This window comes from Tepidimonas alkaliphilus (assembly GCF_007556595.1).
Taxonomy (GTDB): Bacteria; Pseudomonadota; Gammaproteobacteria; order Burkholderiales; family Burkholderiaceae_C; genus Tepidimonas; species Tepidimonas alkaliphila.
Genome location: NZ_VJNB01000003.1, coordinates 52,547 through 79,388 on the forward strand (window position 1 = coordinate 52,547; position 26,842 = coordinate 79,388).

Below are 26,842 nucleotides of genomic sequence, written 5' to 3' on the forward strand. Positions count from 1 at the left end.
CGGGGCGTCGTTGCGTGCCGCCGCTAGCGTCCGCGCAAGAACAGCGCGTCGAGTTCTTGGAGTGTCAGCTGCCGCCACGTCGGGCGACCGTGGTTGCACTGGTCGCTGCGCTCGGTGGCCTCCATTTGGCGCAGCAGGGCATTCATCTCCTCCAGTGTCAGGCGTCGGTGGGCGCGCACCGCGCCGTGACAGGCCATCGTGGCCAGCAGCTCGTGCTGGGCGCGCTTGAGCACCTGCGCGCCGCCGTGCTCGTGCAGCTCGGCCAGCACCGCGCGTGCCAGCGTCACCGGTTCAGCCTGCGCCAGCAGGGCGGGCACGCTGCGCACCGCCAGCGTCTGCGCCGACAGCGGCGTGACCTCCAGTCCCAGGTGGCGCAGCACGTCCGCGCAGTCTTCGGCGGTGGCCCGCTCCAGCGGCGTGGCCGCAAACGAGGCGGGCAAGAGCAGCGGCTGGCTTGGCAGCGGCGCGTTGCCGTGGGCGGCTAAGTGGGCTTTGAGCTTTTCGTAAAGAATGCGCTCGTGCGCGGCGTGCATGTCCACCAACACCAGACCGTGGGCGTTTTCAGCCAGGATGTAGACGCCATGCAGCTGCGCCAGCGCCCGGCCAAGCGGCCAGTCAGCGTCGGCCAGCGGGGTGGTCTGCGCGGCGGCGGGGGATGGAAGCGTCCGCTCCAAGGCCGCCGCGCCGCCAGCCGGGTCGGAAGCGGCAGGGCGGGCCGGTTCGTCAGGCCAGCCGGCCCAGCGTGGCAGCGGCTCACGCGCCGTCAGCGCCAGCGCCGGGGCGGCGGCGTAGCGGGTCGTGTCCCACGTTCGCGGGTAGGCTGTGGCGGTGGCGGCGCGAGGCGGCTGCGCCGGGTCCTGGGCCGCAGCGGCGGCTGGGCCGATGGCCGAAGCGCGGGGAGCGGAGAGGGCAACCCCAGCGCGCGGACGCGCCAGCGCCGCTTCCAGCGCATGCTGCACCGCCTGATGCACCGCACCGCTGTCGCGGAAGCGAACCTCGATCTTGGTCGGGTGGACGTTGACATCCACCGTGCGCGGATCCAGCTCCAGCCACAGCACGTAGCTCGGCTGGCGCTGGCCGTGCAGCACGTCGTCGTAGGCGCAGCGCACGGCGTGGGCGATGACGCGGTCGCGCACGAAGCGGCCGTTGACGTAGGCGAACTGGCGCTCGCCGCGGCCGCCGGCGGCGTCGGGCCGCACGATGCGCCCGCGCAGGCGCAGCGGCCCTGCCGCGGCCTCCACCGGCAGCGTCGCGGTGAGGAATTCCTCGCCCAGCGCGTCGGCGACGCGGCGCTGCCAGGCCAGCTCCGGCGTGAGCGCCTGCGCCGCCGGCCAGCGGTGCAGCAGCCGCCCCTCGTGCCAGACGGCAAAGCCGACGTCGGGCCGTGCCAGCGCGTGGCGCCGCACGGCCTCCACGCAATGGGCCAGTTCGGTGGCCTCGCTCTTGAGGAATTTGCGCCGCGCCGGCGTGCGGAAGAACAGCTCGCGCACCTCCACCGTCGTGCCGGGCGGGCGCGCCGCCGGGCGCAGCTCGCCGCTCGAGGTCTGCAGCGCCCAGGCGCAGCCGTCGGCGGCGTCGGCGCTGCGCGAGGTCAGCGTCAGCTCCGCCACCGAGGCGATGGCCGCCAACGCCTCGCCGCGAAAGCCCATCGTCGCCACCGCCTCCAGCTCCGCCAGATCGCGGATCTTGCTGGTGGCGTGGCGCTGCAGCGCCAGCGGCAGCTCATGGCGCGGAATGCCGCAGCCGTCGTCCTCCACCGCCACCAACCGCACGCCGCCGCCGGCCAGCCGCACGACCACCTCGCGCGCGCCGGCGTCCAGCGCGTTGTCGATGAGTTCGCGCACCACCGAGGCCGGCCGCTCCACCACCTCGCCAGCGGCGATTTGGCTAATCAACTCGTCAGGCAGGGGTTGGATCGACCGTCTTGGTTGGACGGCGTTGACGGCGGCGGGCTGCACCGGAATGATTTTAGGTTGAGGCTAGACGCGCCGCGCGCTGGCCAGCGGCGGGTGACGCTCAAAATAGGCGCGGATGCCGTCAGCCAGTTCCCGGGCGAGCCGGCGCTGAAACGCCGGGTCGCGCAGCCGTCGCTCTTCGTCGGGGTTGCTGATGAAAGCGGTCTCCACCAGCACGCTGGGGATGTCCGGCGCGCGCAGCACTGCAAAGCCCGCCTGCTCGACGCGCGGCTTGTGCAGCGGGCCCACGCGCGCCAGCCGCTCCAGCAGCGTGGCGCCAAGCTTGAGGCTGTGGTTGATCTGGGCGGTCATGCTCATGTCGAGCAGTGCGCGCTGCACATGGGCGTCGCGCACCCGCAGCGGCAGCCCCCCGACGGCGTCGGCGCCGTTTTCTTTTTGCGCGATCCAGCGCGCCGCGGCGCTGGAGGCCCCCCGCTCGCTGAGCGCATAGACGCTGGCGCCGCGCGGCCGCGGCGAGAAGAAGGCATCGGCGTGCAGGCTGACGAACAGGTCGGCTTGCACCTGGCGCGCCTTGTGCACGCGCGTGTGCAGCGGCACGAAGTAGTCGCCGTCGCGCGTCATGAAGACACGCACCGTGTGGCCGCGGATGCGTGCGCCGTCGAGCTCGTCGCGCAGCTGGCGCGCGATCGCCAGCACGATGTCCTTTTCTTGCGTGCCGCCGGGGCCGATGGCGCCGGGATCTTCGCCGCCGTGGCCGGGGTCGAGCGCCACGATGATCAAGCGCTCCACGCCGCCGCGCGCCGCTGAACCCGGCGCGGTGGCGGCGCGCGGTGGCGGGCTGTCCGCGCGGGACGACGACGCGGTGGGGGATTCGGGGGAGCTGGATTCCCGCCGGGCAAGCCATTCCCCTAAAGGATCGGAGGAGGGGGGCGCAGCGGCCGCCGAAGCCGGGGCGCCAGGGGCGCTGGCCTGCGCGCCGCTGTGGCGCGCGATCAGCGCTTCCAGCGGATCGATCGGGTGCAACGGCACCAAATCCAGCACCAGCCGGTGCTGGTAGGCCGCCACCGGTTCGAGCTGAAACACCTCCGGTCGCACCGGGGCTTTCAGATCCAGCACCAGCCGCACCGTGTCAGGGTCGAACAGGCCGACGCGCACGCGCGCCACGTAGGGGTCATCCGGGGTGATGCGCTGCACCAGCGCTTGCAGGCTGGCCAGCAGCTCGGCGCCGCGAATGTCCACCGCCAGCCGCGGCGGGTCGGGCACGTAGAGGGGCGTGGCCTGCAGCGCGGCGTCGGACTCAATGGTCACGCGGGTGTAGTCGCGCGCCGGCCAAACGCGCACGCCGATGATGCGCGCAGCCCAGGCCGGCCAGGCCAAGAAGCCGGCGCCTGCGGCCAGCCAGACGGCCAGACGGCGCAGCCAGCGCCGGCGTGCGCCAGACAGGTCGGGGGCGGATCGAAGGGGGCGGGTGCTCATGCCGGCTCGTCGGGCCCGAGTTCCAGCAGCGCGCGGCCTTGCGGACTGTAGGCGAGCCACTGCAGCGTGCGTCGATCGTCGTCCGCTGCGTCCAGATGCACCGCCACATCCGGCCGGCTGAGCGCCGCGCCGGCCCGCTCGGGCCACTCCACCAGCCTGAGTCCGCGCCCCGCAAACAGTTCCGCCAAGCCCGCCTCGATCCACTCGCTGGGCCGTGTCAAGCGATACAGGTCGGCGTGCCAGACTGGCACCGTCTGGCCGCCCAGCGTCAGCTCATACGGCTCGACCAGCGCGAAGGTGGGGCTTTTGATGCGGCCTGACACGCCCAGCGCGCGCAGCAGGTGGCGCACCAACGTCGTCTTGCCAGCGCCGAGCTCGCCATGCAGCGTGATCAGCACGTCGGCGCGGGCCGGATCGGCCTGCAGCCCCCGCGCCAGCGCCGACAGGCGCGCGGCCAGGTCGTCCTCGGTGAGCTGAGCCCAGCGCCGGGCGGCCAAGGGAACCGGGTCAAGGATCATCGCTTCCTACAATGCGCGCGCATGGAACAGCCTGCACCCGCCACGCCACAGCCCGCCGCTGCAGCGCAGCTGTGGCAGCGGCTGCGCGGTTGGGCGCGGGAGCTTGGATTTTCCCAGATCGGCGTGGCCGACATCGACCTCAGCCGCGCCGAGCCGGGTCTGCTGGCGTGGCTGCGCGAGGGCCACCACGGCACGATGGATTACATGGCGCGCCACGGTCTTAAGCGCGCCCGTCCGGCGGAGCTGGTGCCGGGGACGGTCAGCGTCATCACCGCGCGCATGGATTACCTGCCGCGCACGGCGCCGCCCGACTGGCGCGAGCGCGAATGGGCGCGGCTGCGCCAGCCGCACGAGGCGGTGGTGTCGCTCTACGCCCGCGGGCGCGACTATCACAAGGTGCTGCGCCGCCGACTGCAGACGCTGGCCGAGCGCCTGCAGTCCGCCTGGGCCGAGCTGGAGCCGCGCCAGCCTGCGCCAACTTGCCGCGTGTTTGCCGACTCCGCGCCGGTGCTGGAGGTGGAGCTGGCCGCACGCAGCGGGCTGGGTTGGCGCGGCAAGCACACCTTGTTGCTCAGCCGCCAGGCCGGCTCGATGTTTTTTCTCGGCGAGATTTTCATCGACCGTTGGTTGCCGCGCACGCTGCCTGAGTCGCCGCATTGCGGGCGCTGCCGCGCGTGCCTGGAGGTGTGCCCAACGCAGGCGATTGTGGCGCCGTATCGGCTGGATGCGCGGCGCTGCATCTCGTATTTAACGATTGAGCACGCCGGCTCGATTCCGCCTGCACTGCGGCCCTTGATCGGCAACCGCATCTACGGTTGCGATGATTGTCAGCTCGTCTGCCCGTGGAACAAGTTCGCGCAGCGCAGCGCGCTGCCGGATTTTGACCCGCGCCACCAGCTCGATCGCGCCACGCTGCTGGAGTTATGGAGCTGGACCGCAGCGGATTTTGCGCAGCGCACCGAAGGCAGTGCGATCCGTCGCATCGGCTATGAGCGCTGGCGCCGCAATTTGGCAGTGGCGCTGGGCAATGCGCGCCGCGCGGCGCAGGCTGGCGGTGCTGCCACAGCAGCGGACGCGATCGCCCAGGCGCTGCGCGTTGCCCTTCAGGAGGGTGGCGACACACCCATGGTGCGCGAGCATATCCTTTGGGCGCTGGACTAACATGAGCGTGATGCCTGCTCCAACTCCGTCTTGGACTGCCTCGGTGCAAGGCTGGCGCCTGTGGGTAGCGCTGCTGCGGCTGATGGGCCGCTTGCTGGCGCTGGCGCTGCAGCCGGCCAGCTACCGCGGCGCGGCGTGGCCGCGGGTGGCCCAGCATCTGGTGACAGCGGCGCTGCCGGCGCTGTGGTGGTATGCGGTGCTGTCGGCGCTGTTCGGTCAGGTGGTGATCCGCATCGTCGTGGTCACCGCGCAAGGCTATGGCCTCACCCAATACGCCGTGGAAGCGGTGGTGCGCGTGCTGGTGCTGGAGCTGCTGCCGCTGGCGGCGGCGCTGTTCGTGCTGCTGCGCGTGATGCTGGCACGGGGAGCCGAGCTGCGACGGCTGCGCCGTGAAGGTCGCCTGCCGTTGGAGCTGCGCGACGGCCTGGAGCCATGGCGCCTGCACGTGCTGCCGCGCGCGCTGGGGGGCGCGTTTGCGGTGGTGCTGCTGACGATGGTCAGCTGCATCCTGGCTTGCGTGCTGACCTATTTGAATCTGTATGGCTTTTCGCCCTGGGCATGGCCGAGCTACACGCGCGCGGTGGGCCAAATTTTCAATCCCGCGGTGACGCTGATTTTTTCGCTCAAGACGCTAGGCTTTGCGTTGGCGGTCGGGGTGGTGCCGCTGGCGGCCATGTTCGACGGACGGTCCCACAGTGATGTGCGCGCGCTGGTGCGCACCGCGGCGGTGTTGCTGGCGGTGGAGCTGCTCGGGCTGGTGGGCAACTATTACTGACAACGTTCGGGATGCGGGATGAACCATCCGACTGAACCCTCGCCCGTTGCGCAAGAGGCTGATGCGGCGCCAGCCCGCGGCATTGAGCGCCGCGCCCGGGCGCTGCTTGGGTTGCTGGCGCTGTTGTTGCTGTCGGCAGCCGGCTACCTGATGCATGCGCGCGGGGTCTTCGAGCCCACGCAGCGGCTCATTCTCGTCACCGACGACGCCGAAGGCGTGACCGTCGGCATGGACCTGACGTTCTCGGGCTTTGCCATCGGCCGCGTGCGCCGCATCGGCCTGGCCGACGACGGCAGCGTGCGCATTGAGATCGACGTGCCGCGGCGCGACGCGCGCTGGCTGCGCGAGGTCAGCGTCTTCACGCTGGAGCGCGGCCTGGTCGGCGGCACCCGGCTGCGCGCCTACACCGGGGTGATGGACAGCCCGCCGCTGCCGGACGGCGCGGTGCGCCCGGTGCTGCGCGGCGACGCGCTGGCGGATCTGCCGCGCGTGGTCAACACCGCGCGCGAGCTGGTCGAGCAGCTCAAGGCGATGACGGCGCCGCAGGCCCCGGTCAACGCCAGCCTGCGCGAGCTGCGCGAGCTGCTGGCGCGCGCCAATCAACCTGGCGGCGCGTTGCAGGCGATGCTCGGCGAGCGCGATCGCCAGCGTGTGACGGCGCTGCTGGACGACAGCCGGCGGGTGCTGGCCGGCGTGCAGGGGGTTCTGGAGCGCGTGGAGGCGGGGGTGCGGCGCGCCGACGAGCGGCTGCTGGCCCCGGAAGGCGTGGCCGGCGACGCCCAAGCCGCGCTGCGCGAGGCGCGCGCGCTGCTGGCCGATCTGCGCGGCTCGCTCAAGCGCATCGACGGCGTGCTCGACGAGGCGCACGGCGTGGCGCGCAACGTGCGCGCCGCCACCGTCGATCTGGATGCCCTGCGGGCCGAGGTCGAGGTCACGCTCAAGCGCGTCGACGCCCTGATGCTGGATTTGCAGCGGCGCTGGCCGTTTGCGCGCGAGACGGAGGTGCGCCTGCCATGAGGAGGCGTTGGCTTGCGGTCGGGGTGCTGCTGCTGGCCGGTTGCGCGGCGCAGCCGCCGGTGCCCGACTGGCGGCTGGATCTACGCCAGGCGGTCGAGCAGGGCCGCGCGGCGGAGCTGGAGGCGCGCGACCGCGTCGCCGCGCTGCACTGGGCGCGGGCGCAGCGGGCCGCGCGCAGCGCCGCGGACCCCCAGGCGCTGGCGCGCGTGGCGCTGGTGCGCTGCGCGCTGCGGTTGGCGGCGGCGCAGCCCGGCGCTTGCCCGTCAGCTGAGCCCTATCTTGAGGACGCAGGCGCGGTGGAGCGCGCCTACGCCGCGTGGCTGGCTGGCGCGGCGCCTGCGGCCGTCCGTCGCGGCGCTGACAAGGATGTGAACCTACCTGCTGCGCCGCAGGCCTTGGCCGTGCTGAACGGCGCTCGCGGCGCCACCGACACCCTGACCGTGCTGCGCGGCATCGATGATCCCTTGAGCCGGCTGGTGGCCGGCGGCTGGTTGTGGCAAGCCGGTCAATTGGATGCGGATGGCGTCCGTCTCATGGTGGAGACCGCCGCTGCCCAAGGATGGCGCCGCCCCTTGGCGGCCTGGCTGGCGGTGCAGCGACGTTGGGCTGAGCGCCGCGGCGACGCCACGACGGCAGGGCAAGCCGAGCGGCGCTTGCGGTGGCTCGGCGTGGAGCAGGCTGTGGCGGCGGACCAAGCGCCTGATGAGCGAGCAACCTCGCCTTGAGAAGCGTCTGTGTCGCCATGCTCAGGGGCCCTTGCGGCACAATCCAACTGGCGGTGGGCTGTCTTTCTCGGAGGCCGGGCTTGCCGTATTCGCCGTTCAAAGCGCCTCCGTGTTGCACCAAACTTAGCGTTGTGGATTTTTGGGCATGAAGAACCGTTTTCCTCTTGGGCCGCGCACGTTTCATGCGCGCAAATCGACCGCATCTTCGTTTCCGTCCGCGGCGGCGGTGGCGCTGGTTGACGAGCGCTACGTGCTTTGGCTGGCCACGCAGGCAGGTCTGGAGTCGGCGGCCCGGTTGCACCGGATCGCGCTGCCAGCCGTGATGACCACCCTGCTGCGCGCTGTAGGCAGCGAGGCCCCGCTGCTGCGCACCCTGCTGTTCACGGATCAGCCGATCACGGAGCTGGACGACGATGTGGTGCTGCGCCCGGTGCCGACGCACGCCAGCGACGGCGGGCTGGCGCTGGTGCGGGCGCTGGGCGCGGAAATGGTGCTATTGGCGCAGCACCAGCCTGGCTGTTTGTTGCTGGTGGCCAGCGACGACGAGCGGCTGATCCCGTATCTGGATGAGGCGCAGTGGCGCGGCGCGCGCGTGGTTTTGGTGGCTGACGATGCGGTGCACGATTTTGCTCGTCTGACCCGCGACGACCCGAGCTGGGCTCGCCTGTTGCAGCAAGCCGACCGGCGCGTGGTGCTGTCGGCCACGGCGTTGCAAACCCTCACCCAGGCGGCGGCAGGGGAACGTGAGGCCGAATCCGCCCGCAGCGAGCCGCCTGCGGAACCGGATGCGCAGTGGCGCGCTGAGGTGGCGCGCATCATCGGCGATTGGTGGGCTGCTGAGCCAGAACAGGAACGTCTGGATCTGGCTGCTGCGATGCGTCAGCAACAGGGCGTGCCGCCCGAGGCCGACCGCCGCATCCTGATGCAGGTCCGGCGCGAGCTGGGACGCAACCTGAGTTTTCCGGAAAAACGCGTGATGCGCGAGATGGTGCGCGCCACTGTCTTGGGCGAGGGCGCGCCATCCGCCCAGGTTGCCGCGCCCGAGTCGGCGCTGGCGCCGGCTTAAGACCGCCGGTTCGAGCTCCGTGACCGCGCCGCTGGCGACCGCCTCCCGACCCACGCCCGAGGGGGCAGGGGCCGAGCTGGCATGCTGGTTTGGCACCGCGCCCGGACGTTACCTGCTTGCATGGGAGGCGCGGCGGTTTGCCGACGCTGTGGCAGACGCCTTTGGCTACCATGCCTTACAGTTGGGGTTGCCGCAACTGGATACCTTGGCGGCCAACCGCATGCCCCAGCGCTGGCTGGCCGCCCCCGAAGACCCGGCGCTGGCTTCGGCGGATGATGGCGCGGCGCAGGCTCAGCGCCCCATCGACCTGGTTGCGCATGCTGCAGCGTTGCCATTTGCGGCGGCGAGCTTAGATTTGGTGACCCTGCCGCACACGCTGGAGCTCAGCGCCGATCCTCATGCGGTGCTGCGCGAGGTGGAGCGGGTGCTGGTGCCCAACGGTCGCGCGGTGGTCAGCGGGCTCAACCCGCTGAGCCTGTGGGGCTTGCGCCAGGGTCGTGCACACCTGGCCGCGCGCCTGGGGCTGGGGCGCACCCGCTTGGCGCGGCCCTACCTGCCGCAGGCGGGGGCGTTCATCGCGCCATGGCGGCTGCTCGATTGGCTGCGGCTGCTCAGCTTTGAGGTGGAGCAGCTCAAGTTTGGCTGCTACCGGCCCGCCATGCGCAGCGAGCGCTGGCTGCAGCGCTGGGCTTGGATGGATCGCTGGGGCTCATGGGCTTGGCCGCCGCTGGGCGCGGTTTATTTCATCGTCGCCGTCAAGCGCGTGCGTGGCATGCACCTGCTGGGGCCGGCGTGGCGGCCGACGCGCGCGGCCAGCGCCCCAGCGGTGGTGGCGCGCCGCGACGGCGACCCGACACCCTCATGAATGACGTCATCATCTACACCGACGGCGCCTGCAAAGGCAATCCGGGGCCCGGCGGCTGGGGCGCGCTGCTGCGCGCCGGCCAGGCCGAAAAGGAACTCTGGGGCGGCGAGCCGCACACCACCAACAACCGCATGGAGCTGACCGCGGTGATCGAGGCGCTGGCGGCGCTGAAGCGCCCGTGCCGCGTGCACCTGCATCTGGACAGCGAGTATGTGCGCAAAGGCATCACCGAGTGGCTGCCGGCCTGGAAGGCGCGCGGCTGGAAAACGGCCGATCGCAAGCCGGTGAAAAACGAAGATCTTTGGCGCCGCCTGGATGAGCTGGTGCATGGGCGCGGCCATGAGATCCACTGGCATTGGGTGCGCGGCCACAGCGGCGACCCTGGCAACGAGCGCGCCGACGCGCTGGCCAACCGCGGCGTGCCCGGTCGCTGAGCTGGGGGTGACGCCGCGTTTACATACGGGCAAAAGGGTTGCGCTACAGTGAGCGGCGGCTGACAACCAACGAGGTTTCGCATGGGCAAGGCCCGACGACCGGTCGCTTGGCTAGCGGGGGTGGCGCTGTTGGCGCTGACCTTGGGTGCGTGGTGGTGGCAACGTTCGGCGCCAGCCGGCGCGGCAGCCGCAGGCGTGGTGGCCGCCGCAGGTGCCTCTTCCGCCGGCGCCAGCGCCGGTGCAACGCCCGCACGCGCGGGCGGCTCCGGCGGTTCCGCCGGTCCCGGCCGCGGCGGCCCGCCGGCGGTGGAGGTGGCGCCGGTGCAGACCGCCCCGATCGCAGAGGAGGCGCAGGCCGTCGGCACGCTGGCTGCGCGCCAGCGCGTGGTCATCAGGCCGGAGGTGGCCGGGCGCATCGTCGCCTTTGGCTTTGCCGACGGCGCGCCGGTGCGCAAGGGGCAGCTGCTGGTGCAGCTGGACGACGCGCTGCAACGCGCGGAGCTGGCCCAGGCGCAGGCGCAACTCGCGGTGCAGCAGGCCAACCTGCGCCGCAACGAGGAGCTGGTGGCGCAGGGCTTCGTCGCGCAGCGCGTGCTGGACGAGAGCCGCGCCGCCGTGCAGGTGGCGCAGGCGCAGGTCGATCTGGCGCAGGCGCGGCTGGCGCGCATGCGCATCGTGGCGCCGTTCGACGGCGTGGCCGGCATCCGCGCCGTGCACGTGGGCGAATACGTCAAGGACGGCGCCGAGCTCGTGCACCTGGAGGATCTGTCGCAGCTGGTGGTGGACTTTCGCCTGCCGGAGCGGCTGCAGCCGCGCGTGCGCGTCGGCCAGCCGCTGCGGCTGCAGGTGGACGCGCGCCCGGGGCAGACGGTGCTGGCGCGCATCGTGGCCATCGACCCGGCGCTGGACGCCGACGGGCGGGCGCTGGTGGTGCGCGCGGCGCTGGACGGCGGCCGCCACGGCCTTCAGCCCGGCATGTTCGTGCGCGTGGCGCTGGAGCTGGGCCGTGACGAGGCCGCGCTGCTGGTGCCGGAGGAGGCCATCGTGCCGCAGGGGCAGCAGTTCTTCGTCTGGCGGCTGCGCCCGGCCGCGGGCGACGCCTTGCCGGAGGTCGAGCGCGTGGCGGTGCGACTGGGGCTGCGCCGCGACGGCCAGGTGCAGGTCACCCAGGGCCTGCAGGCCGGCGACACCATCGTCATCGCCGGCCAGCAGCGCCTGCAGCGCGACGGCACGCCGGTGCGCGTCATCGACCCGAACCGCCCCGGACCGGGCGGGCCGGCGGGGGCGGGCGGCGGCAATGGCCAGCCGCACGTTGGCCCGTCGGGGGCTTCCAGTGCGGCCCAGCCCGGCGGCGCCCCGGGCGCGGGCGGATCCGCTGGTGGTCAACCCGGCGGCGCCCCGGCGCGGGTAGGCTCCTGACGACGCAGCGCAAGGAGCGGCCCCATGCAGTTGCCCGAAATCGCCATTCGCCGCCCGGTGTTTGCCACCGTGCTGTCGCTGCTGATCGTGCTGGTCGGCTGGGTCTCGTTCCAGCAGCTGTCGGTGCGCGAGTACCCCAAGATCGACGAGCCGGTCGTCACCGTCACCACGCGGCTGGGTGGCGCCTCCAGCGAGGTGGTCGAATCCACCGTCACCAAGCCGCTGGAGGATTCGCTGGCCGGCATCGAGGGGGTGGATGTCATCACCTCGATCAGCCGGCCGGAGCAGAGCCAGATCACCGTGCGCTTCCGGCTGGAGCGCGACCCCGACGCCGCCGCCGCCGAGGTGCGCGACAAGGTCGCGCGCGTGCGCGGACGGCTGCCGCAGACGGTCGATGAGCCGGTGGTGGCCAAGGTGGAGGCCGACGCCTTTCCGGTCATCTGGATCGCGCTGTCGTCCGATCGCTACGGCCCGCTGGAGCTGACCGATCTGGCCAACCGCATCGCCAAGCCGGTGCTGCAGACCGCCACCGGCGTGGCCGAGGTGCGCATCTTCGGCGAGCGGCGCTTCTCGATGCGGCTGTGGCCGGACCCGGATCGGCTGGCGGCCTACGGCCTGACGGTGCAGGATCTGGAGGACGCGCTGCGCCGCGCCAACCTGGAAGTGCCGGCGGGCCGCGTGGAAAGCCGCCTGCGCGAGTTTAACGTCACCGCCGCCACCGACCTGCAGACGCCGGAGCAGTTCCGTGCGGTGGTGATCCGCGAAGTGGGAGGGCTGCCGATTCGCGTCGGCGATGTGGCCCGCGTGGAGCAAGGCGCAGCGGATGAGCGCTCCTCCGTGCGCCTGAACGGCCGCGACACGGTGTCGCTCGGGGTCATCCGCCAGGCCACGGCCAACCCGCTGGAGATGTCGGCGGCGGTGCGCGCCCTGCTGGACAAGGTGCGCGCCGACTTGCCGCCGGGCATTGACGTCGAGGTGGCCAACGACAATTCGGTGTTCATCGACCGCTCGATCAAGGCGGTCTATGCCACCCTCATCGAGGCGGTGGTGCTGGTGACGCTGGTCATCGTGGTCTTCCTGCGCAGCGCGCGCGCCTCCATCATCCCGCTGGTGACGATTCCGGTGAGCCTGATTGGCGCCTTCGCGCTGATGGCGCTGTTTGGCTTCACCATCAACACGCTGACGCTGCTGGCGCTGGTGCTGGCCATTGGGCTGGTGGTGGACGACGCCATCGTCGTGCTGGAAAACATCCACCGCCACATCGAGGAGGGCATGACGCCGCTGGCCGCGGCGATCAAGGGCTCGCGCGAGATCGCGTTCGCGGTGGTGGCGATGACGCTGACGCTGGCGGCGGTGTACGCGCCGCTGGCCTTCACGCCGGGGCGCACCGGGCGGCTGTTCGCGGAGTTCGCGCTGGCGCTCGCGGGGGCGGTACTGGTGTCGGGGTTCGTCGCGCTGACGCTCTCCCCGATGATGTGCGCCAGGTTGCTGCGTCACCAGCCGCAGCCGGGCTGGTTCGACCGCGCGATGGAGCGCGCGCTGCAGGCGCTGACGCGCGGCTACGGTGCGGCCCTGGCGGTGGCGCTGCGCTGGCGCTGGGCTGTGGTGGGGGTGATGCTGGCCAGCGCGGCGGCGAGCTGGTGGCTGCTGCGCACCACCAAGCAGGAGCTCGCCCCGCTGGAGGACCGCGGCGTCATCCTCAACATCGTCAACGCGCCGGATGGCGCCACCGCCGCCTACACCTCGCGCTACGCCGCCGCCATCGAGCGCATCGGCGCGCAGTACGAGGAGTTCGACCGCATCTTCGCGCTGGTCGGCAACCCCACCGTGTCGCAGGCCACGGTCTTCTTCCGCGCCAAGCCGTGGGAGGAGCGCCAGCGCTCGACGCTGGAGCTGGCGCGCGAGATCGCGCCGAAGGTCGCCGGCCTGCCGGGCGTGACGGCGTTTCCGATCACGCCGCCGTCGCTGGGGCAGGGCTTTCGCGAGCGGCCGCTCAACTACGTCATCACCACCAACGACAGCTACGCCAACCTGGCGCGCGTGGTCGGCGAGTTCCAGCGCCGCATGGCGCAATATCCGGGCTTCCTGCAGGTGGACACCGACCTGCGCATGAACAAGCCCGAGCTGCGGCTGGAGGTGGACCGCGAGCGCGCCGCGGCGCTGGGCGTCAGCGTCGAGGCGGTGGCGCGCACGGTGGAGACGATGCTGGGCGGCCGCGTGGTCGGCCGCTACAAGCGCGAGGGCGAGCAGTATGACGTCATCGTGCAGACCGCGGCCAGCGACCGCAGCGTGCCGCAGGATATCGAGCGGCTCTACGTGCGCGGGCGCAACAATGCGATGGTGCCGCTGTCGGCGCTGGTCCAGGTGCAGGAGGTGGTGGCCCCGCGCGAGCTGAACCACTTCGCACAGCGGCGCAGCGCCTCGATCACCGCCAACCTGGCGCCGGACTTCGCGCTCGGCGAGGCGCTGGCGACGATGGACCAGATCGCGCGCGAGGTGCTGCCGGAGGGCTACACCACCGACCTCAACGGCCAGAGCCGTGAATTCCGCGCCGCCTCCGGCGCCTTGGCGCTGGTGTTCGTGCTGGCGCTGCTGTTCATCTACCTGGTGCTGGCGGCGCAGTTCGAAAGTTTCCTCGACCCGTTCATCATCATGCTGTCGGTGCCGCTGTCGATGCTGGGGGCGCTGGCGACGCTGAAGTGGACCGGCGGCACGCTCAACGTCTTCAGCCAGATCGGCCTGGTCACGCTGGTGGGGCTGATCACCAAGCACGGCATCCTGATCGTGGAATTCGCCAACCAGCTGCGCCAGCAGGGGCTGGAGACGCTGGCCGCCGTGCGCCGCGCCGCCGAGCTGCGCCTGCGCCCGATCCTGATGACCACCGGCGCGATGGTGCTGGGGGCGATCCCGCTGGCGCTGGCCACCGGCGCCGGCGCGGAGAGCCGCCAGCAGATCGGCTGGGTCATCGTCGGCGGCATGAGCTTGGGCACCTTGCTGACCATCTTCGTCGTGCCGACGATGTACCTGCTGCTGGCGCGCCGCCGCGTGCCGGGGCCGGATCGGACGGTGGTGGAAGACGCCGCCGAATCAGCCCGCGCAGGCGCCGCCTCGGCCTAAGCAGAGGGGGCGGGGGACGCCGAATCGGCGGGGGAGCTGCAGCGCTCGTCCGGCCCGACCGTGCAGCGCTGCAACCACGCGATGTGGCTGCGCAAAAACGCCAAAAAAGTCTGCGCCACCACCGACAGCGGCTTGTCCTTGAGCCGCACCACATACCAATGCCGTCGGATCGGAAAGCCCTCCACATCCAACAGCGCCAGCCCTTGGGCGCGCAGATCCGGCCCCAGCGTGGAGCGCGACAGCACCGCTACCCCTAGACCCCCGGCCACGGCCTGCTTGATGGCCTCGTTGCTGCCCAGTTCCATGCGCACCCGCATCGCGAGGCCCTGTGCGGCCAGCGCTTGCTCGGTCGTCAGGCGGGTGCCGGAGCCGCGCTCGCGGGCGATGAAGGGCTCGTTGGCCAGCGCCTGCAACGGTATCGGCCTGGCTGCAACCAGCGGATGGTCGATGGCGGCCAGCACCACCAGCTCATTGGGCAGGAAGGGTTCGTATTCGATCTCCCAATCCTGGGGCGGCACGCCCATGATGTAGAGGTCGTCCTGGTTGCGTGCCAGCCGCTCCAGCACCCGGTCACGGTTGAGGACTTCCAGCGCTACGTCCACGCCCGGGTATTCGGCGCAAAAGGGGCCCAGCAGACGCGGCATAAAAAACTGGGTGGTGGTGACCGCCGCGATGCGCAAACGTCCTTGCTTGACCCCTTTGTGGTCGGCCACCGTTTGCTCAAAGCGGCTCCAGCTGTCAAGCCATTGGCTGCACGTGGCGTAGAGCGCCTCGCCCAGGTCGGTCAGGTAGATCTTTTTGCCGACCTGCTCCAGCAGCGGCAGACCCACCTCTTCGTGCAGCAGCCGAATCTGCTTGGATACCGTCGGCTGGGTGACGCAAAGCTCCTCAGCGGCGCGCGAAAAACTGCGCAACCGCGCCACCGCCTCAAACGCGCGCAATTGGCGCAGGCTGATGTGCATCATGGCAGGCAACGTTCAATCTATAGCCTTTAGGTTATAGTGTATGTGAAAACAATTCATTTTTCATTCTTTGGCTGCCTTCCTACACTGCCAGGGTCGGAGGCGGCATCTCGCGCGGTTCAAGCCGTCGGGTTACGCCTTCCCTCGATGTTGGAGGTGATGTTCGATGGCGATGGCCGAACTTTGGAGTCCGGTGTGGGCCTGGGCAGCGCCCGCAGCATTGGCGTGGGTCGGGGCGGTTCCCGCTGCCGCCGCCAACGCTCGCCCGCAGACCATGGCAAGGGCGAATGTGGCGGCAGCGTGGCTGGCGTTGCTGGTGGCGATGGGCGTTGCGGCGGCGCATGCAGCGGGGCTGCCAGGGCAGTGGCGCACCAGCGGCGTGGCCTTGCCCTTTAGCATGGGCGAGGCCAGGCTGTCGGTGGACATCAACAGCCTGACGGTGGTCATGCTGCTGTTGGTGAGCTACGTCGGCGTGATCGTCTCGCGCTTTGCAGCCCGCTACATGGAAGGCGATCCCGATCGGGGGCGTTTCCACAAGTGGCTGGCGCTGACGCTGACTTGTATTTTGGTGCTGATCACGGCAGGCAACCTGCTGCTGTTTGCTGCCGCATGGGTGGCTACGAGCCTGAGCTTGCACCAACTGCTGGTGTTTTACCGGCAGCGCCCCATGGCGGTGCTGGCCGCGCACAAAAAATTTATCGCCAGCCGTCTGGGCGACGCCAGCTTGCTGGTGGCCGCCGCGCTGATGGGCTCGACGTTGCAGACGTTGGAGTTTGCCGAGCTGCAGGCCCGCATGGCCGACTGGAGCGGGCCGCTGCCGTTGAGCTTGGAGGTGGCCTCGGTGCTGATCGTCATCAGTGCAATGTTGAAATCGGCGCAATTCCCGCTGCACGGCTGGCTGATCCAGGTGATGGAGGCGCCTACGCCGGTGTCGGCGCTGTTGCACGCGGGCATTGTCAATGCAGGCGCCTTCGTGGTGCTGCGCACCAGCCCCGTGCTGTCGTATGCCAACGAGGCGTTGATGCTGCTGGGCTTGGTCAGCTTGGTGACGCTGGCGCTGGCCTCGCTGGTGATGCTGACGCAAACCAGTATCAAAGTTTCGCTGGCGTGGTCCACCACGGCGCAGATGGGCTTCATGTTGCTGGAATGCGCCTTAGGGCTCTACAGCTTGGCCATGCTGCACCTGGTGGCGCACTCGCTCTACAAGGCGCATGCTTTCTTGGCTTCCGGCAGTGGCGCCGACGCCTACCGCGCACCGGTGTTGCGCGGCCCGGTGGCTGCGCCATCCCGTCTGGCTGTGGTGGCGGCGCTGCTGGCGGGCTGGGGGCTCATGGCAGGGCTGGGCGCCTTGGCGGGGTGGGATTGGAAGGGACAGCCGGCCCTTATCGCGGTCACCAGTGTCGTGGCGACGGCGGCGGCCTTTCTTATGCTGCAAACCGTGGCTTGGCTTGGAGCGGCGGCGTGGGGTCGGGCGCTGGCTCACGCTGCCCTGTTGGTGGTGACGTATGGGGTGCTGCACGCCGTCTTTGACGGGTTGATCAACCCGAGCGTGCAGCCGCTGGCCCAGCCTCAGGCCCCGGGGTTGTGGATCTTGGCGGCCTTGACCACACTGACTGCGCCCGCGCTGTTGCTGATGCAGCGGCGGCTGCAGCAGCCGCGCGCAGCCTGGCAGCGCCGGTTGGTGATCCATTTGGCCAACGGTCTTTATGTGGATGTGTGGATCACGCGGCTGCTGGAGCGGCTGTGGCCGCTGCCGCCGCGTGGCGCGGCCACGTGACGCTGGCACGCAGACGCGCCGTCGGGCGCTGCGGCCACGACCACCCGCATTGCCGCCTTGTGACCGACGAACGCAGCGCCGTTTACCAACGAAGCCCGAGGAGTTGTCATGAAAACCAACGATCTACCCGCGGCCGTCCTACCGCAGGCCCACATCCAGGCGTACGTGGAGGCGGCGTGCAACCGCATCGCGCCGCTGTGGCCGCTGAAGCACTTTGTGGCCGTCAACCCGTTTTTTGGGTTCAGCGACATGACCTTTCAGCAGGCCAGCGACACGCTGGCGCGCATCACCTGCCGCAGCCTCTATATGCCCCGCGCGTATTACCGCGAGCAGTATCGCAGCGGTCGCATCACCCCTGAAGATGTGGTGCAAGCCATTCGCCGCTGCGGCAGCACGCTGTCGCTGCAAGCCGTGGAAGCGGCGCTGGCCACCGAGGGGCCGCAACCCAAGATGGGCATGGTCAGCGTCAGCGACATCCTGGCTTTGGTGGAGGGCGGCCTCTGGAGCAGCTTTGTCACCGAGCGCATCAGCTTGCACTGCGCCGCATACTTCGACTTGGGGCAAGCCAGCATCGCGTTGCCTTGGAAGCACCTGTCGCTGTACGCCGCTTGGCGCGAGGCTGCGCAAGTGGATCGCAGCCCGGCTCTGATGGGTTTGCGCGATTTTGGCGCTCAGGTGGCGCGTCTTCCCGAGCAAGCGCAGCCGACCATCGAGTGGGCGGTGGGCGAGCTGGGGGTGCCCCCAGAGGCGTTGGAGCGCTATTTGCACGCGGCGCTGCTCAGCGTCGGTGGATGGGCGGCTTGGACGCGCTACCTGCGCTGGCAAGCGCAGTTGCAAGGGCGTCGCGATGACGCCATCGTCGATTTGCTGGCCATCCGTCTGGCCTGGGATGCGCTGCTCTTTCGGGCCAAGCGCTCGCCGGCGCTGGAGGCGCGCTGGCGGGAGATGCTGGCGCACAGCATGCGTGAGCCCTCGGCCAAGCGGCAGGCAGCCGCGGAGATCGACCGAATCTGGCTGGCGGCGATGGAAATCGGGTTTCAACGCCAGGTGGCCGCGGGGCTCGCACAGTGCCGCCGCCGTCAGCATGATCCTGATCCCGTTCCGATGCGTCCGGCGGCGCAGGCGGTTTTTTGCATCGACGTGCGCTCGGAGGTTTACCGACGCAGCCTCGAGACGGTGGCCCCGCAGGTGCAAACAGCGGGTTTTGCAGGTTTTTTTGGCGTGTTCATCGAGTGGCTGCCGCTGGGGGCCGACGAGGCGCAACGTCACATCCCGGTGATTTTCAATCCCACCCATCGCATCGCCGAAGTCAGCGCCGACGGCCAACCCTTGGCTGCCGCTTGGCGTCGGCGGCGGCTGGCGCACGCCCGCGCGCTGAAAAACTTTAAATTTGGAGCGGCGTCGTGCTTTTCGTTTGTGGAGACGCAAGGGTTGCTCTACGCCGGCAAGCTGCTCGCCCACAGCTTGGGCTGGTCGCGCCCGGTACCGTATCCGCAGCGCGAGGGCTTGGATGGGCGCGAGCGCCTCAAGCCCGCGATCGAGCCGCCGCGCGAGCCAGCGCTTCCTGATGGGCGGCCCATAGGTATCGATGCATCGGCTCGGGTGGCCGATGCGGCGCGCATTCTCAAGGCCATGAGCCTGCCGCAGCCGTTGGCGCGCATCGTGCTGTTGGTCGGCCACGGCAGCAGCAGCGTCAACAACCCTCATGCGACAGGGTTGGATTGCGGTGCGTGCGGCGGGCAAACCGGCGAGGCCAGCGCGCGCGTGGCCGCGGCATTGTTCAACGACCCAGTAGTGCGGTCTGGACTGGCTGAGCAAGGCATGCCGATTCCGTCCGACACGTGGTTTGTCCCTGCGTTGCACGACACCACCACCGACGAGGTGACGTTGCTGGACACCGACGACTGCCCGGCGCACCTGCGCGACGAATTGGCCCAGCTGCGTCGCTGGTTGGAGCAAGCCAGCGACCTGACCCGCATGCAGCGAGCCGCCCTCCTGGGCTTGGGCGGCTGGCCGGATCAAAAGGTGGCCGCGCAGATCCGCGCGCGCAGCCGCGACTGGTCGCAGGTGCGGCCCGAGTGGGGATTGGCCAACAACGCGGCCTTCATCGCGGCGCCGCGCAGCCGCACGCAAGGGCTCGATTTGGGCGGACGGGCGTTTTTGCACGAATACGTGTGGAAGCGCGATCCCTCGTTTGAAATTTTGACCCTGATCATGACCGCGCCGATGGTGGTGGCCAACTGGATCAACATGCAGTATTACGCTTCCGTGGTGGACAACGCCCGCTGGGGTAGCGGCAACAAGGTGCTGCACAACATCGTCGGCGGCGCCATCGGCGTGCTGGAAGGCAATGGGGGCGATTTGCGCGTGGGGCTGCCGCTGCAGTCGTTGCACGATGGCCAGCGTTGGGTTCACGAGCCGTTGCGCCTGTCGGTGTACATCGAGGCTCCGCGCCAGGCGATGGAGGACGTTTTGGCCCGCCACGCCCTGGTGCGCCAGTTGGTCGATCACCAATGGCTGCATCTGTTCCAAATCGACGACGAAGGCCGCGTGTGGCGACGGGCCAGCGCGCATTGTTGGGGCAACGATTGAGCGCGCCTGCCGCGGCGCGGTTCCGTGGCTTGGTTCGCGCGGGGCGCGGTGGATGATGGGCTAGAGCACCTCGCTGGCGTAATCCGCCAGCCGCGACCGCTCCCCGCGCGCCAGCGTGACATGGCCGCCGTGCGGCCAGCCCTTGAAGCGATCCACCACGTAGGTCAGGCCCGATGAGCCCTCCGTGAGGTAGGGCGTGTCGATTTGAGCCAGGTTGCCCATGCAGACCATTTTGGTGCCGGGCCCTGCGCGGGTGATGAGCGTCTTCATCTGCTTGGGCGTGAGGTTTTGCGCCTCGTCGATGATGACGTATTTGTTCAGGAAGGTGCGGCCGCGCATGAAATTCATGCTTTTGATTTTGATGCGGCTGCGGATCAGGTCGTGGGTGGCGGCGCGCCCCCATTCGCCGGCGCTGTTGCGCGCGCCCTGGGCGAGGAATTCCAGGTTGTCGTCCAGCGCGCCCATCCACGGGCCCATTTTTTCCTCTTCTGTGCCGGGCAGAAAGCCGATGTCCTCCCCGACGCTGACGGTGGCGCGCGTCATGATGATCTCGCTGTAGCGGCGCTCATCCAGCACCTGCGTCAACCCTGCGGCCAGCGCCATCAGCGTCTTGCCGGTGCCGGCGGTGCCGGCCAGCGTGACAAAGTCGATGTCCGGATCCATCAGCAGGTTGAGCGCAAAGTTCTGCTCGCGGTTGCGCGCGGTCACGCCCCAGACGGCGTTCTTGAGGTGTGTGTAGTCTTTGAGCGTGCGCAGCACGGCGGTTTTGCCGCGCAGCTCCACCACCCGCGCATACAGCGCCGGCTCGCCTGGCGCTTCGTAATAGACGAACTGGTTGAGCAGCAGCTGCTCGACGATGGCCCCGCTGATGCGGTAGAAGGTGTGGCCGCCTTGCTGCCAGCTCTCCACCGACTTGCCCTGCCGGCTCCAGAAGTCCGCCGGCAGCGCCAGCATGCCGGTGTAGAGCAGCTCGACGTCGTCGATCGTCTTGTCGTTCTCGTAGTCCTCCGCGGCCAGGCCCAGCGCCCGCGCCTTGATGCGCATGTTGATGTCCTTGGACACCAGCACCACATCCCGGTCGGGATGGCGGGCTTTGAGCCCTTGCACCACCACGAGGATCTGGTTGTCGGCCTTGCCGTGCGCGATGCCATCCGGCAGCGCTTGCGTGAACGGTTCGGTCTGGAAGAACAGCGTGCCGGTGGCCTCGCGGTGGCCGAGCGCGGTCAGCGCCACGCCGTCGCGGATGTCGCCGCGCACGGTGGCCGCTAGCGCATCCAGCGTGCGGCTGGCCTGGCGCGCGTTGCGGGCGACCTCGCTCATGCCCTTCTTGTTGTTGTCCAGCTCCTCCAGCACGATCATTGGCAGGTAGATGTCGTGCTCCTCGAAGCGGAACAGGCAGGTTGGGTCGTGCATCAGCACGTTGGTGTCGAGCACGAACAGGCGTTTGGCGTCGGGTGAGGAAGCCACTGCAGCCCGACGGTGTGAGATGCTGGCGGGTTCCAGCGCAAGCCCTGCAGGGGCCAGACCGCGCCCGTCAGGATGGAGCTGGGGCCCCTCGGCGGCTGGCGCCGCACGGCGCCGTCGGCTACCTGCCGGGCGGGTCGCAGCTCCATTTTGAGGCGGAACGGCGTCGGCGGTTGTGGCGGCCTCGGATATGGCGGCTATCGGCCCGGCGCCGTTGATCGCGGTATCAGGCGCGGGTGCTGCTGCAGCGCCGCGGCCATTGGAACGGCGACGATTGGAGGAGGCTATTGTTTCGGGCGACAGCCGATCGCCTTTGCGGGCGGGAGGAGGGGGTAGAGGCATGGAATCGAAGGCGCCAAAAAGCCAAACGCCGCCCTGGGTCACAGAGCGGCGCGGCTGAATCGGGACAATTTCACAGCAAGGCAATGACCGCGACGGTTTAGGCCACTTTTTTCAGCATCCGCACGGCTTTGAGCACTTCATCCACGTGACCGGGAACTTTGATGCCGCGCCACTCTTGCAACAGGATGCCTTCGGGGCTGATCAGAAAGGTGCTGCGCTCGATGCCTTTGACCTTTTTGCCATACATGATTTTATTTTTGACGACCCCGAACATATGGCACATTTTTTCTTCGGTGTCGGCGATCAGCTCAAACGGCAACCCCAGCTTGGCTTTGAAGTCTTCGTGCGACTTGAGGTTGTCGCGCGAGACGCCAAAAACCTGGGCCCCGAGTTTGACAAATTCCGCATATTGATCGCGGAATTGCATGGCTTCGGTGGTGCAACCTGGCGTATGATCTTTGGGGTAAAAATACAACACCAGGGTCTGGCCGAGGTGGGACTGATGGGTCACTTTGATGCCGCCGGTCGCTTGGGCTTCGAACTCGGGAATGGGTTTGTTGACGACGACGGCCATGCAAGAAGTCCCTTCATCACAGCAACTTAGCCTATTTTAGCATACAGCGAAGCCAGCTCCGCTGGCGGCCTTGCCGGCGTTGCCCGCAGGGCCGGATCAGCGATCCGCAGCGGCCTCAGGTTCCAGCAGCAAGGCCGCGACCACGCGGCGGCCTTCGCTGGCCAGAATGTTGTAGGTGCGCGCGGCGGCCATCGTGTCCATCGTCTCTACGCCGATGCCGCGCTCGATGAGCGGACGCAGCAACCCCGGCGCGACGAAGCGCAGCCGCCGCCCGCTGCCAAACAGCACCACCTCGGGGGCGTCGTCAGCCAAAGCCGCGAAGTGCGCCTCGGTGAGCTCCTCCCAGCGCGCGCAGCCCCAGGCGCGCAGCGCACCGCCAGAGGAGACCACCACGCTGGCTTCGAAGCGCTGGCCGCCGGCGACCAGCCACCCCGGCCCGTGTGCTTGGATGGCCAGGGTGTCGATGCGGTCGGGTTGCAGCTTCATGGTGCACCAATGGCTGGGGGAGTACGCCCGTCCGCCCTAAAGGGCAGAGGATTCTGTGGTGAAATTATGCCCGCCATGCTGCCGCCGATCCACAAGTCCGCCAAACTGGCCAACGTCTGCTACGACATCCGCGGGCCCGTGCTCGAGAAGGCCCGCCAGATGGAGGAGGACGGGCACAAGATCATCAAGCTCAACATCGGCAACCTGGCGGTCTTCGGCCTGGAGCCGCCCGACGAGATCGTGCAGGACATGATCCGCAACCTGCCGCAGGCGGCCGGCTACACCGACAGCAAGGGGCTGTTCGCCCCGCGCAAGGCGATCGTGCACTACACGCAGGAAAAGCGTATCGCCGGCGTGACGGTGGACGACGTCTATCTCGGCAACGGCGCCAGCGAGCTCATCACGATGAGCATGAACGCGCTGCTCAACGCCGGCGACGAGATCCTGGTGCCGGCGCCGGACTATCCGCTGTGGACGGCCTCCGTGTCGCTGTCGGGCGGCACGCCGGTGCACTACCTGTGCGACGAGGCCAACGGCTGGATCCCGGACCTTGACGACATGGCGCGCAAGATCACGCCGCGCACCAAGGGCATCGTCGTCATCAACCCGAACAACCCCACCGGCGCGCTGTACCCGGTGGAGGTGCTGCAGGCCATCGTCGAGCTGGCGCGCAGGCACGGCTTGATCGTCTTTGCCGACGAGATCTACGACAAGGTGCTTTACGACGGGAACGTCCACACCTCGATTGCGTCGCTGGCGGACGACATCCTGTTCGTCACCTTCAACGGCCTGAGCAAGAACTACCGCTCGTGCGGCTACCGCGCGGGGTGGATGATCGTCTCCGGCGACAAGCGCCGCGCCAAGGACTACATCGAGGGGCTGAACATGCTGGCCTCGATGCGGCTGTGCGCCAACACGCCGGGGCAGCTGGCGATCCAGACGGCGCTGGGCGGCTACCAGAGCATCAACGACCTGGTGGCGCCGGGCGGGCGGCTGTGCCGCCAGCGCGACCTGGCGCACCGGCTGCTGACCGAGATCCCGGGCGTGAGCTGCGTCAAGCCGAAGGCCGCCCTCTACATGTTCCCGCGCCTGGATCCGAAGATCTATCCGATCGAGGACGACCAGCAGTTCGCCTACGACCTGCTGGCCGAGGAGAAGGTGCTGATCGTGCAGGGCACCGGCTTCAACTACCCGACGCCGGACCACTTCCGGCTGGTGTTCCTGCCGCACGAGGACGACCTGGCCGAAGCGATCGGGCGCATCGCGCGCTTCCTCGGCCACCTGCGGCGGCGCTACGGCACCGACTGACCTCCCCCGAACCCGGCGGGCGGCGGCCCTGCGGTCGCGCCCTTCGATTTCACGACATCGACCACGGCATCCATGAGCAACCTTCCCCCCATCCAAGTCGGCCTGCTGGGCATCGGCACCGTTGGCAGCGGCGTCTTCCGCGTGCTGCAGCGCAACCAGGAGGAGATCCGCCGCCGCGCCGGCCGCGGCATCGCGATCACGATGGTGGCCGACCTCGACACCGAGCGCGCGCGCTCGATCGTCGGCGACGCGGCGCAGGTGGTGGCGGATGCGCGCGCGGTGATCGCCAACCCGGCGATCGACATCGTCGTCGAGCTGATCGGCGGCTACGGCATCGCGCGCCAGCTGGTGCTGGAGGCGATCGAGGCCGGCAAGCACGTCGTCACCGCCAACAAGGCGCTGCTGGCGGTACACGGCAGCGAGATCTTCGCCGCCGCGCAGGCCAAGGGGGTGATGGTGGCCTTCGAGGCCGCGGTGGCCGGCGGCATCCCGATCATCAAGGCGCTGCGCGAGGGCCTGACCGCCAACCGCATCCAGTGGGTGGCCGGCATCATCAACGGCACGACCAACTTCATCCTGTCGGAGATGCGCGACAAGGGGCTGGACTTCGACGTCGTGCTGAAGGAGGCGCAGCGCCTGGGCTACGCCGAGGCCGACCCGACGTTCGACATCGAGGGCATCGACGCTGCGCACAAGGCCACGCTGATGAGCGCGCTGGCGTTTGGCATCCCGGTGCAGTTCGACAAGGCCTACGTCGAGGGCATCACCCGGCTGCAGGCGGCCGACATCCGCTACGCCGAGCAGCTCGGCTACCGCATCAAGCTGCTGGGCATCACCAAGCGGGTGGACGGCGGCGTGGAGCTGCGCGTGCACCCGACGCTGGTGCCCGCCAGGCGCCTGATCGCCAACGTCGAGGGGGCGATGAACGCCGTCGTCGTGCAGGGCGATGCGGTCGGCACCACGCTCTACTACGGCAAGGGCGCCGGCAGCGAGCCGACCGCCAGCGCCGTGATTGCCGACCTGGTGGACGTGACGCGCCTGCACACCGCCGACCCGCAGCATCGCGTGCCGCACCTGGCGTTCCAGCCGCACGCGATGAGCGATCTGGCCGTGGTGCCGATGGAGCGCGTGGTGACCGGCTACTACCTGCGCCTGCGCGTGGCGGATCAGCCCGGGGTGCTGGCCGACGTCACCGGGATCCTGGCGCGCGCCGGCATCAGCATCGACGCCGTGCTGCAGCGCGAGGCCGACGAGGTCGGCGGCGAGGGCAGCACGCAGACCGACCTGATCATCCTCACGCACGAGACCGCCGAAGGCACGATGAACGCCGCGCTGGCGGCGATGCAGGCGCTGCCGACGGTGCTGGCGCCGATCGTGCGCATCCGCAAGGAGGAGCTGGCCTGATGCTCTACCTCTCCACGCGGGGTCACCCCGAACGCCGCCGCTTCAGCGACATCCTGCTGGAGGGGCTGGCGCCGGACGGTGGCCTCTATCTGCCCGAGCGCTACCCGCGCCTGGAGGCGGCGGATCTGGCGCGCCTGCGGCGCACCTACCACGAGCAGGGCTACGCCGAGCTGGCGTTCGAGATCCTGCGCCTCTACATCGACGACATCCCGGCCGACGATCTGCGCGCGCTGCTGCGGCGCACCTACACCGCCGAGGTGTTCGGCACCGGCGAGATCGTGCCGCTGCGCCACCTGGAAAACGGCCTGTGGCTGGAGGCGCTGTCCAACGGGCCGACGCTGGCGTTCAAGGACATGGCGATGCAGCTGCTCGGCCAGCTGTTCGAGTATGAGCTGGCGCGCCGCGGCGAGACGCTCAACATCCTGGGCGCCACCAGCGGCGACACCGGCAGCGCCGCCGAGTACGCGATGCGCGGCAAGCGCGGCATCCGCGTCTTCATGCTCAGCCCCTATGGGCGCATGAGCCCCTTCCAGCAGGCGCAGATGTACAGCCTGCAGGACCCCAACATCCACAACCTGGCCATCGAGGGGGTGTTCGACGACTGCCAGGACATCGTCAAGGCGGTCAGCGCGGATCTCGAGTTCAAGCGCCGCCACCGCATCGGCACCGTCAACTCGATCAACTGGGCGCGGCTGCTGGCGCAGGTGGTGTACTACTTCGCCGGCTGGATCCAGGCCACCGGGCGCGACGACGAGCGCGTGAGTTTTACCGTGCCGAGCGGCAACTTCGGCAACGTCTGCGCCGGCCACATCGCGCGCATGATGGGGCTGCCGATCGGGCGGCTGGTGGTGGCCACCAACGAGAACGACGTGCTGGACGAGTTTTTCCGCACCGGGGTTTACCGCGTGCGCGGCAGCGCCGACACCTACGAGACCTCCAGCCCCTCGATGGACATCAGCAAGGCGAGCAACTTCGAGCGCTTCGTCTTCGACCTGCTGGGGCGCGACGCCGAGGCCACGCGCCGGCTGTTCGCCGAGGAGCTGGCACGGCACGGGCGCTTCGACCTCTCGGCGCACCCGGCCTTCCCGCGCGCGCGGGAGGTGTTCGGCTTTGCCAGCGGGCGCAGCACGCACGCCCACCGGCTGGCCACGATCCGCGACGTCTGGCAGCGCCACGCGATGCTGATCGACCCGCACACCGCCGACGGCGTCAAGGTGGCGCGCGAGCACCTGCAGCCGGGCGTGCCGATGATCGTGCTGGAGACGGCGCTGCCGGCCAAGTTCGCCGCCACCATCGTCGAGGCCACGGGCCGCGAGCCGGATCGGCCCGCGCACCTGGTCGGCATCGAAAGCCTGCCCAAGCGCGTGCGGGTGATGCCGGCGGATGCGGCGCAGGTCAAGGCCTACATCGCCGAGGTCTGCGCCGCTGGCTGACGGGGAGGGCT

At 69.5% G+C, this 26,842-nt stretch carries 21 protein-coding genes; 14 read left to right on the plus strand and 7 right to left on the minus strand.

Going from position 1 to position 26,842, the window contains the following annotated elements; genetic code table 11:
- Positions 1–23 precede the first annotated feature (23 nt).
- Genes mutL through tsaE form a run of 3 tightly spaced genes read right to left on the minus strand, consistent with a single transcriptional unit; the run spans position 24 to position 3,910 of the window.
- Positions 24–1,964, minus strand: coding sequence for a DNA mismatch repair endonuclease MutL (gene mutL, locus Talka_RS03925; protein ID WP_143889818.1), 1,941 nt, complete (start codon positions 1,962–1,964; stop codon positions 24–26).
- A gap of 15 nt (positions 1,965–1,979) precedes the next feature.
- A complete protein-coding gene (locus Talka_RS03930; protein WP_143889819.1) occupies positions 1,980–3,392 on the minus strand; it encodes an N-acetylmuramoyl-L-alanine amidase in 1,413 nt (470 codons plus the stop codon).
- The gene (tsaE, locus tag Talka_RS03935; protein WP_143889820.1) at positions 3,389–3,910 is read right to left on the minus strand and encodes a tRNA (adenosine(37)-N6)-threonylcarbamoyltransferase complex ATPase subunit type 1 TsaE; all 522 of its coding nucleotides are present in this window, start codon (positions 3,908–3,910) and stop codon (positions 3,389–3,391) included. The genes Talka_RS03930 and tsaE overlap by 4 nt, the downstream gene beginning before the upstream one ends.
- A 21-nt stretch (positions 3,911–3,931) precedes the next feature.
- Here tsaE and queG point away from each other — a divergent pair, with 21 nt between their 5' ends.
- From queG to Talka_RS03980, 9 genes are all read left to right on the plus strand, one after another.
- The gene (gene queG, locus Talka_RS03940; RefSeq protein ID WP_143889821.1) at positions 3,932–5,071 is read left to right on the plus strand and encodes a tRNA epoxyqueuosine(34) reductase QueG; all 1,140 of its coding nucleotides are present in this window, start codon (positions 3,932–3,934) and stop codon (positions 5,069–5,071) included.
- A gap of 1 nt (position 5,072) precedes the next feature.
- A complete protein-coding gene (locus Talka_RS03945; protein WP_246100564.1) occupies positions 5,073–5,846 on the plus strand; it encodes an ABC transporter permease in 774 nt (257 codons plus the stop codon).
- Between the two features lie 18 nt (positions 5,847–5,864).
- Positions 5,865–6,863: an MlaD family protein gene (locus tag Talka_RS03950; protein WP_143889822.1), complete on the plus strand. Its 999-nt coding sequence runs from the start codon at positions 5,865–5,867 to the stop codon at positions 6,861–6,863.
- The gene (locus Talka_RS03955) at positions 6,860–7,588 is read left to right on the plus strand and encodes a hypothetical protein (protein ID WP_143889823.1); all 729 of its coding nucleotides are present in this window, start codon (positions 6,860–6,862) and stop codon (positions 7,586–7,588) included. Before Talka_RS03950 ends, Talka_RS03955 begins: the two co-directional genes overlap by 4 nt.
- A 145-nt stretch (positions 7,589–7,733) precedes the next feature.
- Positions 7,734–8,654, plus strand: a complete 921-nt coding sequence (locus tag Talka_RS03960) for a hypothetical protein (RefSeq protein ID WP_143889824.1) — start codon at positions 7,734–7,736, stop codon at positions 8,652–8,654.
- A gap of 76 nt (positions 8,655–8,730) precedes the next feature.
- Positions 8,731–9,519, plus strand: a complete 789-nt coding sequence (locus Talka_RS03965) for a class I SAM-dependent methyltransferase (protein WP_143889977.1) — start codon at positions 8,731–8,733, stop codon at positions 9,517–9,519.
- Positions 9,516–9,953 (plus strand): ribonuclease HI, encoded by a 438-nt coding sequence (rnhA, locus tag Talka_RS03970; RefSeq protein WP_143889825.1) that lies wholly within the window; start codon positions 9,516–9,518, stop codon positions 9,951–9,953. The genes Talka_RS03965 and rnhA overlap by 4 nt, the downstream gene beginning before the upstream one ends.
- A gap of 81 nt (positions 9,954–10,034) precedes the next feature.
- Positions 10,035–11,372, plus strand: a complete 1,338-nt coding sequence (locus tag Talka_RS03975; protein WP_221933853.1) for an efflux RND transporter periplasmic adaptor subunit — start codon at positions 10,035–10,037, stop codon at positions 11,370–11,372.
- A 24-nt stretch (positions 11,373–11,396) separates the two neighbouring features.
- A complete protein-coding gene (locus Talka_RS03980; RefSeq protein ID WP_143889826.1) occupies positions 11,397–14,489 on the plus strand; it encodes an efflux RND transporter permease subunit in 3,093 nt (1,030 codons plus the stop codon).
- Here Talka_RS03980 and Talka_RS03985 read toward each other — a convergent pair.
- Entirely contained in the window at positions 14,486–15,454 is a 969-nt protein-coding gene (locus Talka_RS03985; RefSeq protein ID WP_143889827.1) for a LysR family transcriptional regulator, read from the minus strand. The two genes, Talka_RS03980 and Talka_RS03985, sit on opposite strands and share 4 nt — an antisense overlap.
- A 169-nt stretch (positions 15,455–15,623) precedes the next feature.
- Between Talka_RS03985 and Talka_RS03990 the strand changes: the two genes are divergently transcribed.
- Both Talka_RS03990 and Talka_RS03995 read left to right on the plus strand, forming a co-directional pair.
- Positions 15,624–17,228, plus strand: coding sequence for an NADH-quinone oxidoreductase subunit L (locus Talka_RS03990; RefSeq protein WP_143889978.1), 1,605 nt, complete (start codon positions 15,624–15,626; stop codon positions 17,226–17,228).
- A 108-nt stretch (positions 17,229–17,336) separates the two neighbouring features.
- A complete protein-coding gene (locus tag Talka_RS03995) occupies positions 17,337–19,820 on the plus strand; it encodes a YbcC family protein (RefSeq protein WP_143889828.1) in 2,484 nt (827 codons plus the stop codon).
- Between the two features lie 60 nt (positions 19,821–19,880).
- Here Talka_RS03995 and Talka_RS04000 read toward each other — a convergent pair whose 3' ends face one another.
- The 3 genes from Talka_RS04000 to Talka_RS04010 all read right to left on the minus strand — a co-directional run bounded on the left by Talka_RS04000 (position 19,881) and on the right by Talka_RS04010 (position 22,686).
- A complete protein-coding gene (locus tag Talka_RS04000) occupies positions 19,881–21,626 on the minus strand; it encodes a PhoH family protein (RefSeq protein WP_143889829.1) in 1,746 nt (581 codons plus the stop codon).
- A 97-nt stretch (positions 21,627–21,723) separates the two neighbouring features.
- Positions 21,724–22,200 carry a peroxiredoxin gene (locus Talka_RS04005; RefSeq protein WP_143889830.1) on the minus strand — a complete coding sequence of 159 codons (477 nt, stop codon included), beginning with the start codon at positions 22,198–22,200 and terminating at the stop codon, positions 21,724–21,726.
- 96 nt (positions 22,201–22,296) lie between these two features.
- Positions 22,297–22,686: an Mth938-like domain-containing protein gene (locus Talka_RS04010; protein ID WP_143889831.1), complete on the minus strand. Its 390-nt coding sequence runs from the start codon at positions 22,684–22,686 to the stop codon at positions 22,297–22,299.
- 78 nt (positions 22,687–22,764) lie between these two features.
- Between Talka_RS04010 and Talka_RS04015 the strand changes: the two genes are divergently transcribed.
- From Talka_RS04015 to thrC, 3 genes are all read left to right on the plus strand, one after another.
- Positions 22,765–23,994, plus strand: coding sequence for a pyridoxal phosphate-dependent aminotransferase (locus Talka_RS04015; RefSeq protein ID WP_143889979.1), 1,230 nt, complete (start codon positions 22,765–22,767; stop codon positions 23,992–23,994).
- A gap of 72 nt (positions 23,995–24,066) precedes the next feature.
- Complete coding sequence (locus Talka_RS04020; protein WP_143889832.1) at positions 24,067–25,398, plus strand: homoserine dehydrogenase; 1,332 nt, start codon at positions 24,067–24,069, stop codon at positions 25,396–25,398.
- A complete protein-coding gene (thrC, locus tag Talka_RS04025) occupies positions 25,398–26,831 on the plus strand; it encodes a threonine synthase (protein WP_143889833.1) in 1,434 nt (477 codons plus the stop codon). Before Talka_RS04020 ends, thrC begins: the two co-directional genes overlap by 1 nt.
- Positions 26,832–26,842 lie beyond the last annotated feature (11 nt).

Coding starts and splice junctions, on each gene's coding strand:
- tsaE (WP_143889820.1), bottom strand. CDS start 3,910: ATGATCCTTGACCCGGTTCCCTTGGCCGCCCGGCGCTGGGCTCAGCTC.
- Talka_RS03960 (WP_143889824.1), top strand. CDS start 7,734: ATGAAGAACCGTTTTCCTCTTGGGCCGCGCACGTTTCATGCGCGCAAA.
- Talka_RS03985 (WP_143889827.1), bottom strand. CDS start 15,454: ATGATGCACATCAGCCTGCGCCAATTGCGCGCGTTTGAGGCGGTGGCG.
- rnhA (WP_143889825.1), top strand. CDS start 9,516: ATGAATGACGTCATCATCTACACCGACGGCGCCTGCAAAGGCAATCCG.
- Talka_RS03955 (WP_143889823.1), top strand. CDS start 6,860: ATGAGGAGGCGTTGGCTTGCGGTCGGGGTGCTGCTGCTGGCCGGTTGC.
- Talka_RS04005 (WP_143889830.1), bottom strand. CDS start 22,200: ATGGCCGTCGTCGTCAACAAACCCATTCCCGAGTTCGAAGCCCAAGCG.
- Talka_RS03950 (WP_143889822.1), top strand. CDS start 5,865: ATGAACCATCCGACTGAACCCTCGCCCGTTGCGCAAGAGGCTGATGCG.
- Talka_RS03975 (WP_221933853.1), top strand. CDS start 10,035: ATGGGCAAGGCCCGACGACCGGTCGCTTGGCTAGCGGGGGTGGCGCTG.
- Talka_RS03980 (WP_143889826.1), top strand. CDS start 11,397: ATGCAGTTGCCCGAAATCGCCATTCGCCGCCCGGTGTTTGCCACCGTG.
- Talka_RS04020 (WP_143889832.1), top strand. CDS start 24,067: ATGAGCAACCTTCCCCCCATCCAAGTCGGCCTGCTGGGCATCGGCACC.
- Talka_RS04010 (WP_143889831.1), bottom strand. CDS start 22,686: ATGAAGCTGCAACCCGACCGCATCGACACCCTGGCCATCCAAGCACAC.
- thrC (WP_143889833.1), top strand. CDS start 25,398: ATGCTCTACCTCTCCACGCGGGGTCACCCCGAACGCCGCCGCTTCAGC.
- Talka_RS04000 (WP_143889829.1), bottom strand. CDS start 21,626: ATGCCTCTACCCCCTCCTCCCGCCCGCAAAGGCGATCGGCTGTCGCCC.
- Talka_RS03995 (WP_143889828.1), top strand. CDS start 17,337: ATGAAAACCAACGATCTACCCGCGGCCGTCCTACCGCAGGCCCACATC.
- queG (WP_143889821.1), top strand. CDS start 3,932: ATGGAACAGCCTGCACCCGCCACGCCACAGCCCGCCGCTGCAGCGCAG.
- Talka_RS03990 (WP_143889978.1), top strand. CDS start 15,624: ATGGCCGAACTTTGGAGTCCGGTGTGGGCCTGGGCAGCGCCCGCAGCA.
- Talka_RS03930 (WP_143889819.1), bottom strand. CDS start 3,392: ATGAGCACCCGCCCCCTTCGATCCGCCCCCGACCTGTCTGGCGCACGC.
- Talka_RS03945 (WP_246100564.1), top strand. CDS start 5,073: ATGAGCGTGATGCCTGCTCCAACTCCGTCTTGGACTGCCTCGGTGCAA.